Origin of the sequence: Staphylococcus pasteuri (genome assembly GCF_003970495.1) — a bacterium.
Classification (GTDB): Bacteria; Bacillota; Bacilli; order Staphylococcales; family Staphylococcaceae; genus Staphylococcus; species Staphylococcus pasteuri.
In genome coordinates this window covers 3,698-19,219 of the sequence record NZ_RXWW01000052.1, presented here as the reverse complement: position 1 = coordinate 19,219, position 15,522 = coordinate 3,698, and the positions used below count along the sequence as shown (strand labels likewise).

At 30.2% G+C, this 15,522-nt stretch carries 14 protein-coding genes and 3 pseudogenes; 5 read left to right on the top strand and 12 right to left on the bottom strand.

Going from position 1 to position 15,522, the window contains the following annotated elements; translation table 11 throughout:
* Positions 1–166 precede the first annotated feature (166 nt).
* The 8 genes and pseudogenes from CD121_RS07655 to nagB all read right to left on the bottom strand — a co-directional run bounded on the left by CD121_RS07655 (position 167) and on the right by nagB (position 6,220).
* On the bottom strand, positions 167–430 hold the full coding sequence (locus CD121_RS07655; RefSeq protein WP_029056373.1) for a hypothetical protein: 264 nt from the start codon (positions 428–430) through the stop codon (positions 167–169).
* On the bottom strand, positions 427–801 hold the full coding sequence (locus tag CD121_RS07650) for a VraC family protein (RefSeq protein WP_126567801.1): 375 nt from the start codon (positions 799–801) through the stop codon (positions 427–429). Before CD121_RS07650 ends, CD121_RS07655 begins: the two co-directional genes overlap by 4 nt.
* Entirely contained in the window at positions 767–1,915 is a 1,149-nt protein-coding gene (locus CD121_RS07645; protein WP_126567799.1) for a thiolase family protein, read from the bottom strand. Before CD121_RS07645 ends, CD121_RS07650 begins: the two co-directional genes overlap by 35 nt.
* On the bottom strand, positions 1,915–3,288 hold the full coding sequence (locus tag CD121_RS07640; RefSeq protein WP_126567796.1) for an AMP-binding protein: 1,374 nt from the start codon (positions 3,286–3,288) through the stop codon (positions 1,915–1,917). The genes CD121_RS07645 and CD121_RS07640 overlap by 1 nt, the downstream gene beginning before the upstream one ends.
* A 155-nt stretch (positions 3,289–3,443) precedes the next feature.
* Positions 3,444–4,091, bottom strand: a pseudogene (locus CD121_RS07635) (HAD family hydrolase).
* A 120-nt stretch (positions 4,092–4,211) separates the two neighbouring features.
* Complete coding sequence (gene hxlB, locus CD121_RS07630; protein ID WP_126567794.1) at positions 4,212–4,760, bottom strand: 6-phospho-3-hexuloisomerase; 549 nt, start codon at positions 4,758–4,760, stop codon at positions 4,212–4,214.
* Between the two features lie 2 nt (positions 4,761–4,762).
* Positions 4,763–5,395, bottom strand: a complete 633-nt coding sequence (gene hxlA, locus CD121_RS07625; protein ID WP_029056369.1) for a 3-hexulose-6-phosphate synthase — start codon at positions 5,393–5,395, stop codon at positions 4,763–4,765.
* Between the two features lie 93 nt (positions 5,396–5,488).
* Positions 5,489–6,220: pseudogene (nagB, locus tag CD121_RS07620) on the bottom strand (glucosamine-6-phosphate deaminase).
* A gap of 237 nt (positions 6,221–6,457) precedes the next feature.
* On the opposite strand from nagB, the gene CD121_RS07615 reads away from it, so the two are divergent.
* Genes CD121_RS07615 through folE2 form a run of 3 tightly spaced genes read left to right on the top strand, consistent with a single transcriptional unit; the run spans position 6,458 to position 8,391 of the window.
* Entirely contained in the window at positions 6,458–6,820 is a 363-nt protein-coding gene (locus CD121_RS07615) for a YojF family protein (protein ID WP_185817755.1), read from the top strand.
* Positions 6,821–6,834: 14 nt separating this feature from the next.
* A complete protein-coding gene (gene bshB2 / locus CD121_RS07610; protein ID WP_126567789.1) occupies positions 6,835–7,500 on the top strand; it encodes a bacillithiol biosynthesis deacetylase BshB2 in 666 nt (221 codons plus the stop codon).
* Between the two features lie 12 nt (positions 7,501–7,512).
* Complete coding sequence (gene folE2, locus CD121_RS07605; RefSeq protein ID WP_017636402.1) at positions 7,513–8,391, top strand: GTP cyclohydrolase FolE2; 879 nt, start codon at positions 7,513–7,515, stop codon at positions 8,389–8,391.
* A gap of 94 nt (positions 8,392–8,485) precedes the next feature.
* Here folE2 and CD121_RS07600 read toward each other — a convergent pair.
* Positions 8,486–9,786, bottom strand: a pseudogene (locus tag CD121_RS07600) (MFS transporter).
* A gap of 246 nt (positions 9,787–10,032) precedes the next feature.
* Between CD121_RS07600 and CD121_RS07595 the strand changes: the two are divergent.
* Together CD121_RS07595 and CD121_RS07590 are read left to right on the top strand one after the other, a co-directional pair.
* Positions 10,033–12,099, top strand: coding sequence for a Mur ligase family protein (locus CD121_RS07595; RefSeq protein ID WP_126567786.1), 2,067 nt, complete (start codon positions 10,033–10,035; stop codon positions 12,097–12,099).
* Positions 12,096–13,046, top strand: a complete 951-nt coding sequence (locus tag CD121_RS07590) for a glycosyltransferase family 2 protein (protein ID WP_126567784.1) — start codon at positions 12,096–12,098, stop codon at positions 13,044–13,046. Before CD121_RS07595 ends, CD121_RS07590 begins: the two co-directional genes overlap by 4 nt.
* Before the next feature lie 144 nt (positions 13,047–13,190).
* On the opposite strand, the gene CD121_RS07585 is transcribed toward CD121_RS07590, so the two are convergent.
* The 3 genes from CD121_RS07585 to CD121_RS12275 all read right to left on the bottom strand — a co-directional run.
* Positions 13,191–13,427, bottom strand: a complete 237-nt coding sequence (locus CD121_RS07585; protein ID WP_126567781.1) for a hypothetical protein — start codon at positions 13,425–13,427, stop codon at positions 13,191–13,193.
* A gap of 19 nt (positions 13,428–13,446) precedes the next feature.
* Positions 13,447–15,060 carry a poly(glycerol-phosphate) alpha-glucosyltransferase gene (locus tag CD121_RS07580; protein ID WP_126567778.1) on the bottom strand — a complete coding sequence of 538 codons (1,614 nt, stop codon included), beginning with the start codon at positions 15,058–15,060 and terminating at the stop codon, positions 13,447–13,449.
* A gap of 146 nt (positions 15,061–15,206) precedes the next feature.
* Positions 15,207–15,522, bottom strand: a 316-nt coding sequence (locus CD121_RS12275; RefSeq protein WP_185817756.1) for an LPXTG cell wall anchor domain-containing protein, incomplete at its 5' end; no start/stop codon positions are given.

Below are 15,522 nucleotides of genomic sequence, written 5' to 3'. Positions count from 1 at the left end.
TGTATGTTACATAATTATACTATGATAGTTAATGTTGTCAAATTGATTTAATTTTATTTAAATTCAAAAATACAAATTTATTCATTTTACAGAAAATTAGTTAAAATAAAAAAATCTATTCAATCAAATCATCCATTAAGAAAAATTATTTAAAACAAATTCTATTTTATCTAATTTTTACAACAATTAACTTTACCCCATCTTCTTTATTCCAAACCGTTATCGTATCCTTATTTTTCATTGAATAATCAATATCTTCATTAATACCAATGGTTCTAAAGTATTTTATTTTATAAGAAGACCACGTTATATCGAGTTTATTCATCACAATATCACAAACTAATTGTCCTGGAACAATATCATCATGGATTTCATTTTTATCGTTTACACATGCCAAATAGTGTTTTATTAGTTGCTCATTTATCTTCATTTCTGATTTACCTTTATAAATATTTGTTCTATATAAATACAATTATTATTATCTTTATTAATTTTCAAAGTGTAGGTGTATTTGATGAAATTTTTGATTTTAAGTACCTCTTTTTTGCGTAATTCTGCTTTATAATTTGTACATGTAACTAATTTATTGGTTTGGTATACTTTTGTTTCTTTCAAATAGATTTTTTCATTTATAAATTCCTGGAACAATGTGAATTCTGGCCATAACTTGGCACAAAATAATTCAGGAACATAACCCTTATATTCCACACCAATAATTTGACAATATCTCATTACCTCCTCTTCATTAAATCGAATTTCTCTTATTTCACTTTGTGTCCCATCGTTCGAATAAAGCTGCATTACCGAGGCCACCTCCTATACCCATAGTCGCTATTGTTCTAAAATTATCTTTCATATAAAACAATCGTGTCACTAAGGCTGCACCACTTGCTCCATATGGATGTCCAGACGCTAAAGCACCACCCCATTGATTTAATTTATAATCTGGTATATTTAATAATTTTTGTGAGGCTAAAACTTGTGCGCTAAATGCCTCATTCAGTTCTATTGCATCAATATCATGAATGGTTAATTCATAACAATTAAGTAAATTCTGTACAGCAGGTACCGGACCAATCCCCAGTATGTTAGGGTCTACACCTTTTGTCATGGCACCCTTAAAATATAGACCATTGTTAAATCCATAATATTTCGCTGTTTCAAGTTCCATAATTAAAACCAATACAGCTCCATCATTCTTCATACAACTATTTCCTACTGTCACTGTACCATTAGGTAATTGTGGCTTAAATCGCGATAATGTTTTTAAATTTAAATTAGGTTTTATACTTTCATCGTCTTCAAATTTTTCACCTTTTACTATTAAAGGGACTATTTCTTGGTTTATATTTCCATTTTCATAATTCAATCTTGTGCGCTGATGACTTTGATATGCAAATTGATCTTGGTCTTCCCGTGATACGTTGTATTTTCTAGCAACGTTTTCAGCTGCTTCAATCATAGTTGGATCCTGTCCCTTTGGTGCAAATGAAGCTTTCTCATAAAATTGAGGGAAATGTTGTTCATATACAGATTGAGGTCGTAGTATTTTCCATGGTGCTCGACTTGTACTTTCTACTCCACCAGCAAGATAAATTTTTCCAGCTTCACTTTGTATCATTCGACAAGCATAAATGATACTTTCTAACCCCGAACCACATTGTCTATCTATCGTTAATCCTGGTATCGCATCATCAATGCCAGCCTCTAATAAAGATTTCCGTGCAATATTGCCACCATTTCCTACTGTATTTCCTAAAATAACTTCATCTAAATTAGCAATCACTTCTGAATAATTATCTTGATAATAGTTAAATAATGATTTTAATAATGTCTCTGGTTCTAGATGTTTTAATTTACCTCCATATTTGCCAAATGCTGTCCTTTTAGCTGCAACAATAACGGGTTGTTTCATTATTTTAGTTCTCCTGTATTCCATCTTTTTTCCATTTCAAATCGAGATATTTTGCCGCTTCGTGTATACGACATTTTAGTTACCTTCTTTATCTTAGAAGGAATTTCGTACCTATCTATTTTATTCATTAAATACGTTTTCAATTGTCTATAATCTAATTCAATATCGCCTGTATATAGTAAAACAGCAATTTCTCCAAATTTATCATGTTGCTGTCCTATAACAATAGCTTCATTAATTCCATGGATTTTAGTAACTTCGCTTTCTATTTTAGCTGGATAAACGTTTTTACCGCCTATAATCAATCTTGACCCAACTCTTCCTCTTAAATACAAACATTGCTTCTCATCAATATGTGCATAATCACCTGTACTAATCCATTGATAATCATGTAATTCGTTCTCATCATTCACATAACCACTAAACGTCATATTACTTCTGACATATAATCGACCTATACCTTCTTCATCTTTGTTCTTTATTTGGTAATCAACATTTGAAAATAATTTACCAACTGATGATTCGGGTGCGCTTTGGTTTAAGTTATAACTTATAAAACTAGCTTCCGATGTCCCAAAAAATTCTATTAAATTTACATGAGATAACTGTTCTTTTAATTTATAGAACATATGCTTATTTAATTTATCACCACTACTAAAAATACTAGACAAACATGTTGGCATATCATGATTGGACAATAGTTGATGTAACATGGTTGGCACTAAAAACATCGCAGTAGGAAGTTGAATGGCGTTCAATTTGTCAATGAGTTGTATCGAATTAAAATGATTTTGTCCAATAAACGTGCGACCAGTATAAAGAGCGTATATACAAGCATATAGTGACAAAGAGTGTGATAAAGGGCCAGGTGCTACAAATATTTTTTCTTGTCTTTGCATAAGCATTTCATTTTGTTCGAACGAAACAATCCATGACGGTTCGTTACGATAGTAAGCTTTAGGTAAACCAGTTGTACCTGAAGTAAAACCAATATGTAAGATATTAGTTGGATTATCTTTTATTGATGTCAGTTTAACTGCTGAGACTTTCGATATTTCATTTTCCATATTATGAAATGGTATATGATAAGTATTCATAAGCTCTCTAATCATTTTCAAACTCCATTTGCTATCCAATAAACACGGTACACAATCTAAAGACAATAAAGTCAAATAGTCGATAATATTTTTTAATGCATTATGATGGCATAATGCTACCCTGACGCCTTTTGGGATAGAAGTCATTGTTTTTTTGTTTTGGTTCATCAATAAACATATTTCATGGTACGTAACTGTTTCATCATCAATAATCACAGCTGGTTGTTCTGATTTTGTTATAGCATATTGTTGTAATTGTTGAAGTAATTCTGCCATATTCCCACCTACAAATGTTAACTTATTTATATATTATATTAACATTTAATTTGTTTCGTTGATAAATAAAAAAGTTAGAGCATTTTTAACTGTCATTTTAATGACTTAATACTCTAACTTTAATTGATATATTATTTATTTATCATGTTTGTAAGTTATAAAACTCTAATTATCTCGTCCACTTCACTTAATACATAATCTGGATTTTCACTGATTAAATCTTTTTATGAATGTGAACCCCAAGTTACTGCACAAGATTTAATTCCAGCTGCTTTAGCCATTTGAATATCAAATATAGCATCCCCGATATATATACTATTCGCTGGATTAAGGTTATGATTTTGAAGAATATACTGTAATCCGTCTGGGTCGGGTTTATAATGTTTCACTTTATCAGAACCAATAGCTTCTTTAATAAATCGACTCAAACCTAAATGTTCTAAATTCCTTTGTAATACATTCGTTTTTTTACTAGATACAACAAACATTTGCTTATTTTGTCTACTTAATTGATCTAGTGTTTCTGCTATTCCAGAATACGAACATAAATATCTCGCCTCGAATTGTTGATACTGTTCTCTAAAAAGTTGTAACAGTTGATCTAACGCTTCTTCAGATAAAAAACGATCACTCATCTCCATAAATGACTTTTCAATTGGTATTCCCATATAATGAATAATTTCTGAATCACTTGGATCTGTTAATCCAAATTGTGCAAAGGCTTCTTTAGTCGCCTCAATTGAACATTGTTTTGAATCTGCTAATGTCCCATCAAAATCAAAAATATAATTATCAAAATTCAAATTATTCACCTCTAAAATATCAAATTAAGGTTTATTTTTTTATTATATAACAAAATTAACATATATTATGCCATAATAAAAGCTGAGACATCTTTCTATGTCCCAGCCTAAATTGATTATTTATTCTAAGTTTGCATGATTATTTTGCATTGTCGTTTCGTCAACATTAAGTTGGTTCATTAAACCAATCACAATACTATCTAAAAAGATTTGAGACGATTGTTCGAATAAACTACCTAATGGTTGATCTGAACCTTCAGCATCATGTTTAGTACCTGCTGGTAATTCAACAACTGTGTCTGCAATTTCACCAATTGCAGAATCAAGTTTAGTAGTTAATAGCACAACTTCAGCTTCAACTGATTTCGCTTTGTCAGCTAATAAACGTAAATGTTCCGTAGAACCTGAACCAGAAATGACAATGAATAAATCGCCTTTTTGTATAGATGGCGTCGTTGACTCACCAATAACAAATGCTTGTTTGCCTAACTGATTCAATCTCATTGCAAAGCTATTTGCAACAAATCCAGAACGACCCTTACCTGCAACGAATATTCGAGAAGCTTCTGTTACTTCAGAAGCAAATCCGTCGAACTCTTCATCCTTTACATGAGATAAAGTTCCTTTTAGCTCATCTAAAATGAGTTGGTAATTATTAAATTTAGCCATAATTACTTACCTTCAATAGCGTCACGACATTGTTTAGCAGCTTCTACAGGGTCGTCAGCGTTAGCAATTCCGCCACCAACAATAACTAAGTCAGGATCTTCTGCAACAATATCTTTAATAGTATCTGGTTTAATACCGCCAGCTACAGCTACTTTAGAATTTTTAATCACTGATTTAACTTTACGTAAGCTATCTAAAGGAGATTGTCCTTCTGCTTGTAAATCATAACCAGTATGCACTGCAATGTAGTCAGCACCCATTTCGTCTAATTCTTTTGCGCGTTTTTCTAAATCTTGCACGGCAATCATATCTACTAATAATTGTTTATCATTTTTATGTGCTTCTTCTACTGCTGCTTTAATTGAAGCATCTTCAGCTACACCTAAAATTGTTACTACATCTGCACCAAATTTAACTGCTTGGCTAACTTCATAGTCCGCTGCGTCCATGATTTTTAAGTCAGCTAAAACTTTTGCATTATTAATATTTTCATTTAAATGTTGGACTGCAGGTAAACCTTCATTAATGACGATTGGAGTACCAATTTCAACAATATCAACATATTCTTCTACTTTTTTCGCTAATTCTGCTGCTTCTTCTTTATTTAATAAGTCAATTGCTAATTGTAATTCCATTATAATTCATCCTTTCAGTTTAAACTGTTTTTCTCTCACATTGAATGAATTACCCTTTAAACTTTTACTTTAAACGAAACGTATGTTTATAAGCTAATCGACATCCGGTGCAGTTGCATCATCTACATATATTTCTACATTAACATGCGTCTTTAAAATGGTAGATGGAATATCTTCTGATATGGGTTGATTTAATAAATTTTTGATGGCTTCTCTTTTTTTCTCTCCGAATGCCAATAATATAATTCTTTCAGCTTTAATGATAGATTGAAGCCCCATAGAAACTGCTTGTTTAGGCACTTCAGATTCATGATTAAAATATCTACTATTCGCTTTAATTGTACTTTCAGTTAAATCAACAACGTGTGTTTCACTACCAAAATCTGTACCTGGTTCGTTAAATCCTATATGTCCATTTTCTCCAATACCTAGCAATTGAACGTCGATAGGCCCCTCAGATTCAATGATTTGATTATACCGTTTCACTTCTTCATCTAAGTTGGAAGCATCTCCATTTGGTATATGAATATTTTGACGATTGAAATACGGATACTGATTAAATAAAATTTGATTCATATAATAATGATAACTTTGATTGTGTTCAGGCTCTAAACCAACATATTCATCTTAATTAAATGTTGTTATCTTTGATACATCTAATTGATTTTTCTTTAATAACGAAACTAAATGTTCATAAACATTTGTCATAGTTCCACCAGTCGCTAAACCTAACTTACTATTTGGATATTCATACATTTGTTTAAATAATTCGCAAGCAACATAAAATGATGCTAATTCTTTAGTGCCTAAATTAATAATTTTCATAAAAAATCACCTCAAATAATTACTACCAAACAATATAATAACCAACCCCTTAATTACATTTTGGATTATAACACGACACAATATTTTTCCGTAATAAAGTGATATCCCTTCATGAAAATGTTAATATATGGAAATAATTACAAAATTAATTAAATAAATTGAGCAGAGATGTACATTTATTGAGTTGTTTTTAGTAAAATAGACTGATAAACACATTGAATGGTGTAAGGAGTGAACGTGTTGGAACCTATTAAATATGAAGAAGTGATGGATTTATTAACTTCTTATGAAAACAAAAACGTTTACCTACATGTTGAAACAACAAATGGTGCTTATGCTAACCATTTTGATGAACGTGTATTTAATGCTGGTACTTTTTTGAGAAATATTCAAGTAACATTTGAACATGCACAACTTAAAGGTGGAGATAAAGATCCATACCGTATCGGATTAAAACTTCGCGACGGAGGTTGGGTTTATGTTCAGGGACTAACACATTATGAAGTTAACCAAAATAATGAATGTCTCATAGCTGGATTTAATTATGAAGGACAATTGGCTGCTACATTAGAAATTAGCGATAAGCCATTTACAATATAGAGGAGGTAAGATTCATGACAGATGAAAGACATGTACTCGTTATATTCCCTCATCCAGATGATGAAACCTTCTCATCTGCGGGAACAATCGCAAGTTATATCGAGGCAGGTGTTCCGGTAACATACGCTTGTTTAACTTTAGGCCAAATGGGCAGGAATTTGGGTAATCCTCCATTTGCTACTAGAGAATCATTACCAGATATTCGTGAAAAAGAATTGGAAAATGCCGCTAAAGCGATTGGCATTACTGATTTAAGAAAAATGGGACTCAGAGATAAAACTGTTGAATTCGAACCACATGAACAAATGGATGATATGGTTAAAAATTTGATTGATGAAACTAATCCTTCATTAATTATTTCTTTTTATCCGAAGTTTGCAGTTCATCCAGACCACGAAGCAACTGGTGAAGCAGTAGTAAGAACTGTTGGACGTATGCCAGAGAATGAACGTCCAAGATTAACATTAGTTGCGTTTAGTAATGATGCACCCGATATATTAGGTGAACCTGACATCCAAAATGATATTTCTAAATACAAAGATATTAAAATTAAAGCTTTTGAAGCACACGCTTCACAAACTGGACCATTTTTAAAAGAATTAGCAAGTCCACAAGTTGGTGGAGAAGTTCATAGCTTTTTAGAAATCGAACCATTCTGGACTTATCATTTCGAATCTTAATGGAGGTTAACAATGACAGAATTTGATTTATCTACACGTGAAGGCCGATGGAAACATTTTGGTTCTGTTGACCCTATCGAAGGTACGAAACCCACAACTAAAAATGAAATGACTGATTTGCAAAGTACGCACAAAAACTTCTTATTTGAGATCGAAGAAGTTGGTATTAAAAACTTAACTTATCCTGTATTAATTGATCAGTTTCAAACAGCAGGAACGTTTAGTTTTTCAACAAGTTTAAATAAAGACGAAAAAGGCATTAATATGAGCCGTATTTTAGAAAGTGTTGAAAAACATTACAATAATGGAATTGAATTGGAATTTAATACGCTATACCATGTTTTGCGAACATTGCAAGAAAAAATGAATCAAAACGCAGCAGGTGTTGATGTTAGTGGTAAATGGTTCTTTGATCGTTTTAGCCCTGTAACTAATATTAAAGCGATTGGAAATGCTGATGTCACTTATGGTATCGCAATTGAAGGTACTAAAGTTACGCGTAAAGAAGTAACTATTCAAGCTGCTGTTACTACTTTATGCCCTTGCTCTAAAGAAATCAGCGAATACTCAGCACACAATCAACGTGGGATTGTTACAGTTAAAGCATATCTAAACAAAGATGACATTGTTATAGATGATTACAAAGATAAAATTTTAGACGCTATGGAAGCTAACGCTAGCTCAATATTATATCCTATATTGAAACGCCCAGACGAAAAAAGTGTTACAGAACGTGCTTATGAAAATCCACGTTTTGTTGAAGACTTAATTCGTTTAATCGCTGCAGATTTAGTTGAATTTGATTGGATTGAAGGCTTTGACATTGAATGTCGAAATGAAGAATCAATACACCAACATGATGCATTTGCTCGTTTAAAATATAGAAAATAAAAAAACAGTCCATCCGATATTTCTATAACGGATGGACTGCCAATATATTATTTATTTGTTAACCTGAGACTTGTAATTAAGTCTCAGGTTATTTTTATTTTGAAATATGCATTTTCTTTTCACCTGGTTTAACAAAGCACATTGCAACAATACTAATCAATGATGCTACTACTGCAGAAACGAACATTGAAGAATAGCCGTATGATGCTACTAAGTAACCTGTTAATGTTGGCGCAATAACTGTCGCTGTATTAACAAAGAAGTGTGTGATACCACCAAATGTACCAGTGTTATTTGGTGTAGTATCAATGATAACTGCCCAATAAACTGCGTTTGGTAAGAAAATAAATGCATTTCCTATCATCATCAATATCATCACTGCGACAATACTATGCGTAAACGGAATAATTACGAAACATGTCCCTGCACAAATCATACCTGCTATAGATAAACCTGATCGTGCAATTCTTAAACTTCCGGTTTTCTTTCTAAGCCAATCTGAAAGTTGTCCACCAAAGTATGCTGTGAACACCGCACCTATCCAAGGGATCATACCTAAATACCATAAAGAGTGTATTTCAAAGTGATATTCGTCTTGTAAGTATTTAGGAGTCCAAGTTAATATCAAGAAGTTCACATATTGGAAACCAAAATAACCTAACATGTTACAAATGAGTGTTGTACTTGTGAAAAAGTGATACCATTCTTCTTTAGATTTTTCGTATCAACTGTTTTTTCAACATTTAAACTATCCTCTGTAGAACGTATTGATTTAAGTTCTTCTTCAGAAATCCTTTTATTATCTTCAGGGTAATCTGTAAATACCTTAGCCCAAATGATTACCCAAACAAGACCTAATACACCTAATAAAACAAATAATAAACGCCAGTTTGAAATAGTTAGAAATCCAGAAACGATTGGAGCAGTAATTACTGCACCTAGAGGAACCCCAATTAATCCTAAGGCAGAAAGTAATCCTCTTTCTTTTGGTGCTGCCCAGTTCGCATTTGTTTTACTGATTGTTGAAAATATTGGACCTTCAGCTATACCAAACATAACATGTAACATACCAAAACCAGCTAAAGCTGAACCACCAAACACTGCCATACCTAATTCTCCGGCAAATGCCATTCCAATTTCAACTAATGACCAAGCTGTTCCTGCTACAATCCAAACAAATTTTGGTCCTTTTTTATCTGCTGTAATACCACCTAATAGTGAACCAAACATATAACCATAACCGAAATAGCCAAGAATAGTTCCCCAAGCAATCGTGTCGAATCCAAATTCTTTAATAATATCTTCTTGCGCGTATGAAATGGCCCCTCTGTCAATGTAATTAATCATTGTCATAAGCACAATCATAGTAATAATAAAATAACGATAACGTTTCATTAAGCCCCACCCCTTCATGAACATTTACACTTGTATGTAGTTTATCATATATTTATTTGTAAGCGCTACCACAAATAGTTAGAATTTTAAAACAATTATCCTTAAATTATATAAATCACTTAAATCACACACAATATCATGATATAATTATTGAAGATTTATTTTAAAATTTAAGTTATCCTATTTTTATTAATATTTTTAAATAAAAATGCTATTAAAAAGTGTAGGGAGTTTAAGGGGATTATTATGTTAACAATTAAAGATATATCAACTATTATAGAAGGCTCTTTGTATGATGTTGAACCAAATGAATTAAATAAAGAAATTAACGATTTTGAAACTATTTATAGCTTTGTCAAATCTAAAAATACTGCTTACTTTTCTCCAAACAAAGAAACTTGGTGGAAAGAACTTGGGAGAAGTAAAAATGCTCCAGATGGAAATGATTTAATTGATAAATCTAACGAAAATATTGGCTTAATAATTACTGAAAAATACGTTGAAAATATGGAACATAAAATTCCTCAACTTATCGTTCATGATTCTGTTAAAGCCATTAAAAAACTTGCAACTTACATAAGAAACCAATATAAAAATCCAGTTATAGCTATTACAGGATCGATGGGGAAAAGTTCAACTAGAATGCTAACTTCTTCTTTACTGCAAGATTATAATGTTCTTGAAAATAGAGGGAATAATAATATTAGAGCCGCTATTTATGCTAATATGCTAAAATTGATTAAAAATCCTGACTTTGCCGTAATTGAAACTTCTCTTAATGCTATCAATCATAGGGAAAACACAGCATTATATCTCAAACCAGATATTGCCGTTATTACTGGAATTGGTGCTGCACATTATTCAACATTCAAAAGTATTCATGAAATCGCTGAGCTAAAAGCTCGAATTTTTGCAGGTCTCAATAAAAACGGCATAGCTATTATTAATGGCGACACAATGTTCTTAGATTATTTAAAGCAACAAGCTTCACAATTCACAGAAAATGTACAGACTTATTCAATAGATAATACTAAACCTTCTAATCTAGCACCATCATATATAAATTATTTAAAAGGTGCTATTCAAATTGGTATTGAAAATAATCATGATATTAATGAGTATCAAATCAATACAATAAGTGATGGTATGATTTCAAATACATTAGGTGCATTACTTATCATGAAAAATTTAAATGTGCCTATTAATCCTAAACATCTTTATGATTTTAAACCATTCTCTAAAATATTAAAAATGAAAAAAGTTATAACAAAATCTCATCAGTTAACATTAATTGATGATACTCATAATGCTTCACTTCCTGCCATGATAAATGCAATAAAAGCTTTTGATAGTCAGACTCAATTCTTTAGTGGCAATAAAATTATTGCAATAGGGAAAATTAATGATTTAGGGCATAAGTCTAAAGAAATCCATCAGGAATTAATACCATATTTAACTAATTCAAATGCTGATCATATTCTTTGTTTAGATGATGATTTAAGACCTGTAGTTAATAAAATTAATAATAAAAATATTACATGGTACCCAAATAAAGAATTAATGATTAATGATTTAAAATATTTATGTAATTCAGATTCAATTACATTATTAAAATCTTCAAGTGGTGGTACTGAGTTTCCTGAAATCGCTAAAACTCTTCCACATATATTAAAAAGAGTGAATTTACAAAATGAAGAAGAGTTATTTTCTTCAATAAGTAAAGCAGGAAAAAGTTATATTATTGTCGATAATGTAACTAGTAAAATCGAACACGAATATAATACAGAAAATTCTATGACAGTTGAAGGCATGGGTCCACTGCTTTATTACATGAATGCAATTGATGAAAATGCTCAAAACGAAGAATTAGAGTTACAAGAATGGGTAACTAATAACTCAACATTTTTCAAAGGAAAAAAAGTAAATGTATTTAGTTTGCTATCTTCAATGACTAAAGGGCCACATCCGTCAGAAACATATGAACTTGTAGATTATTTATTTGAAAATTTTGCAAATAGAAAGAAATATACAAATTTTGCAATTAATAAATTTAATTTAAGTAATTCTATCGCTATCAATTTAACAGGTAGATTCAGAGTTAAAGAGAGACAAAGCTTTACTGTTGGAGACTTATTCAATATTTACAAAAATTATAAATATAGTTTATTTAAATTCAACAATTACTTCTTAATAGGTTTAAAATATAAAAGTGGATTTATTCGTGGAGATAATAAAACAATCATTTTCACATCATTTGCAAATGAAAATGAAGCGAAAGAAATATTATTTCACTATACAGGAGATGTAAAATGAATAATAAAATAGATGTTTCCATAATTGTTCCTTTATATAATAGAGAAAGCACAATCGCCAGACTGTTAACTAAAATTGCTGAACAAGATTATAATTTAGATAAAATTGAAGTTATTATTTCTGATGATAAATCTACAGATAACTCTTTAAAAGTAGTTGAACAATTTAAATCATTAATACCTAATCTAATTATTTTAGAAAGTAATATGAACTCAGGTGGCGCTTCAGTTCCTCGTAATAAAGCACTGGATAACGCTAACGGAGAATGGGTATTATTTATTGATTCAGATGATTACATTACACCTTATTCTATAAGCGATGCAATGGAAATTACAAATACAACTAATAATGATATGATATGCATGCCTTATTTCAGAGCAATAAATAGCAATAGACCTATAAGTCGATCCGCCTTTTCATACAAATATACAAAATCTGATTTAATATTTGAAAATACTAAACTTTATAATAGTTTAAATGTTATAGGTAAATTTATTAAAAGATCTATTATCGAGGATTACAATATTCGCTTTCCAAAAGATATAAAAGTACGTGAAGATAATTGGTTTTTAATGCAAGTATACAGTGTAGTTAATTATATAACCATTTTAGGCTATGAAAAAGATTATTATTTTTATGAAGCTCAAGATGATGTTGCATTGTCAAATTCATCTACGCCTCCTCGAGATGCAGTGAAAATATATTCTGCTGTGTATGATTTTATAGTGAACCAAAATAATATTTCTCAACAAAGAAAGCAAGATTTGCTTACTATATTTTTAAACCGTTATGTTGACATGATTCAACGAGGTCAATATGCTCCAATGAGATTATTTAAACATACAAAAAAAACATTAATTAAATTATTACGTAATCCATTCATTTCAGAAAAGTCTATTACATTCATTGAAAATTTATTTTTGGGAAAATATGACAAGTACCAATAGTTAAATATTTCCAAACCAAATATAATTAATAATAACAATCAAAAAGCACTAAGATGGTTTTTATAAAAAACCGTCTTAGTGCTCATTTTTGTTAATTCTTTGTAACACTATAAGTACAATCATATATTTAATAACTAAGCCATTTTAATGCATTAGTGAATGCAAATCAATATACATAAAATGCTTAGCGAATTTAACCATATATAAGATTGCAATGACTAATGCAACAATAAATCCAGCTGTTTTATATTTCTTTTTTTCTTCTTTTTCTTCTTTTTTATCACTATTCATATATTCAATTAATTCAGCTTCAATTTCTTTATCTAATTCAGATTTTTCATCATCATTATTAATATTTTTTTCGTTCTCTTTATTATCCATAACTTATACTCCTTGGTCTTTATTTAAAAACATTTTGATACTGAACATATCCTGAAAGATAGTGTTCAATGTCATCGATCCTCACTCTATAACCATGGTGTTTGATAAAGAAACTACCCAATATTCTTGAAGGATTTTTAAAATACATTGCTAATTCTGGATAAAAGAATCCAATTCTTTGATAATTAGCTCTTATGTGGATAATATCTATCAATTTTTGTTCATCAATGAGTGAATTAACTAAGTCTTCATATCCCTCTGCCTTTGCTTTTTGAACTAATTTATATGTAGCCATTAGCATTTCTAGAAATGTTGGAAAAGTTGTCTCTCTATTTTTAATATAATCTAAATGTGTACTTACATTCTTAATACCAAATTCAAAATATTTTTGTTCTGGACTGATTTGGACAAGTTCATTCGTACAATAACCTAACCAATGGTCATGATATTTCCAGTAATCTTTAGAAATAAATTGATCTACTAAACTCTTAACAGTATTTAACCATTTTTCATTATGATCTTGTTGATATAAACGCATTAAAGCCAATGCTGCTTCTCCATCATAATAAACGATCCTAAATTTTTCTTTAACTGATAAATCTGGATAGTTTAAAACATGGGTAGTATCCCAAGTATTTTCATCAATCATAGACAGAATTCCTTTAGCTACTTTTTGAGCAGCTTCTAGATAATATGGATTTTGTTGTTTTTTTAAGTATTCACAAACAGCAAAAATAAACGACGCATTTTGACCTAGTTTAATTTCATTCGCGTTTTTAGTATTATCAAATACATAAGCATTTCCATTAACTTCATAAATATGATTTTCAATAATATACTCTATAGCTTTTTCTGTTGATTCAAGAGATTCATTCATATAATTTAAACCTTCAATTAATGCATAAGTTGATGATGAATGTCGTAAAATATTATAAAATCCTATCTCTTTATCGAAATGTGGAAAATATCCATATTTAAATTTACCATTATCTTCTAACATATTTTCTAAAAAATGAGCACTACTATTTATTAATTGATCGATTTCATCGTTTAAATTATCAATCTTTCTTAGACCTTTCTTATAACCCTCTGATTCTAGCTCATATACTTGATCATCATCTAAAAAATAAGACGTTGTATAAAATTTAATAACTTCTTTAGATTCATACAATTCATGTGAATATGGTCGTTTATAATTAGTGTATTTTCTAATATAGTTATTAATATTATCTTCTGACAAATAAAACTCCTTTGTCTTTTTAGACGGTCTAACAAATGCATTGACATTAATTTCTTCAGGTAAGAATGTAACATTCCAATTTTTATCTAATGATATTCCAAAATCGATATAATTTCGTCTCGTATTAATCATTTCTTTTTTTAAGTCTTTAAAAAGAACAGTTTCATAATTAGTAACAATATCTAGTTTAATCCAAGTTGGAAACTCGCCTGCTTGTTTCTTATATTTTTGACATATTTTAATTATTTCTCTTTCTAAATAATTAGTTCTTTTTATAATTTTCACTTGAGCTTTAACATTTGGTTTCCCCAAACTCAAAAAAACATACTCTTTAATAATTTCTTTATTTTTTATAAATTCTACTAAATCCTTAATTTTACTTTCTATATTCATATTACCCTCCGTACTTTAAACTCTTTATGCTTTTAATTATAACAATATTAGTTAATTTTATGTAATTTTGTTTTTTATTTTAAATAAAGCCAGGTCTCATTGACCTGGCTCCTTATCATGCTTAATATTTGAATAATATTTAATTATTACTTGTTTTCTGCATCTTTTTTACGGCGTCTACCGAATAAGAATAATGAGCCTAAGCCAGCAAATAAAGTTCCGAATAATGTTGCATTATTTGAATTTGATTCTTCACCAGTTTCTGGTAATGCTTTATCATCTGAATGATCTTTATCATTGTCTGAGTCTGCATCTGAATCTGACTCATAATCTGCATCACCATCGGCATCACTATCTCCTTCGTATTCTATAAAACCGTCCGAGTCTGCATCACTGTCGGCATCTGAGTCTGAATCAGCGTCGCTATCTGCGTCAGAATCTGAGTCCGCATCGCTATCTGCA

Coding starts and splice junctions, on each gene's coding strand:
- CD121_RS07655 (WP_029056373.1), bottom strand. CDS start 430: ATGAAGATAAATGAGCAACTAATAAAACACTATTTGGCATGTGTAAAC.
- bshB2 (WP_126567789.1), top strand. CDS start 6,835: ATGACAGATGAAAGACATGTACTCGTTATATTCCCTCATCCAGATGAT.
- CD121_RS07640 (WP_126567796.1), bottom strand. CDS start 3,288: ATGGCAGAATTACTTCAACAATTACAACAATATGCTATAACAAAATCA.
- CD121_RS07590 (WP_126567784.1), top strand. CDS start 12,096: ATGAATAATAAAATAGATGTTTCCATAATTGTTCCTTTATATAATAGA.
- hxlB (WP_126567794.1), bottom strand. CDS start 4,760: ATGGCTAAATTTAATAATTACCAACTCATTTTAGATGAGCTAAAAGGA.
- CD121_RS07585 (WP_126567781.1), bottom strand. CDS start 13,427: ATGGATAATAAAGAGAACGAAAAAAATATTAATAATGATGATGAAAAA.
- folE2 (WP_017636402.1), top strand. CDS start 7,513: ATGACAGAATTTGATTTATCTACACGTGAAGGCCGATGGAAACATTTT.
- CD121_RS07645 (WP_126567799.1), bottom strand. CDS start 1,915: ATGAAACAACCCGTTATTGTTGCAGCTAAAAGGACAGCATTTGGCAAA.
- CD121_RS07595 (WP_126567786.1), top strand. CDS start 10,033: ATGTTAACAATTAAAGATATATCAACTATTATAGAAGGCTCTTTGTAT.
- hxlA (WP_029056369.1), bottom strand. CDS start 5,395: ATGGAATTACAATTAGCAATTGACTTATTAAATAAAGAAGAAGCAGCA.
- CD121_RS07580 (WP_126567778.1), bottom strand. CDS start 15,060: ATGAATATAGAAAGTAAAATTAAGGATTTAGTAGAATTTATAAAAAAT.
- CD121_RS07650 (WP_126567801.1), bottom strand. CDS start 801: ATGCAGCTTTATTCGAACGATGGGACACAAAGTGAAATAAGAGAAATT.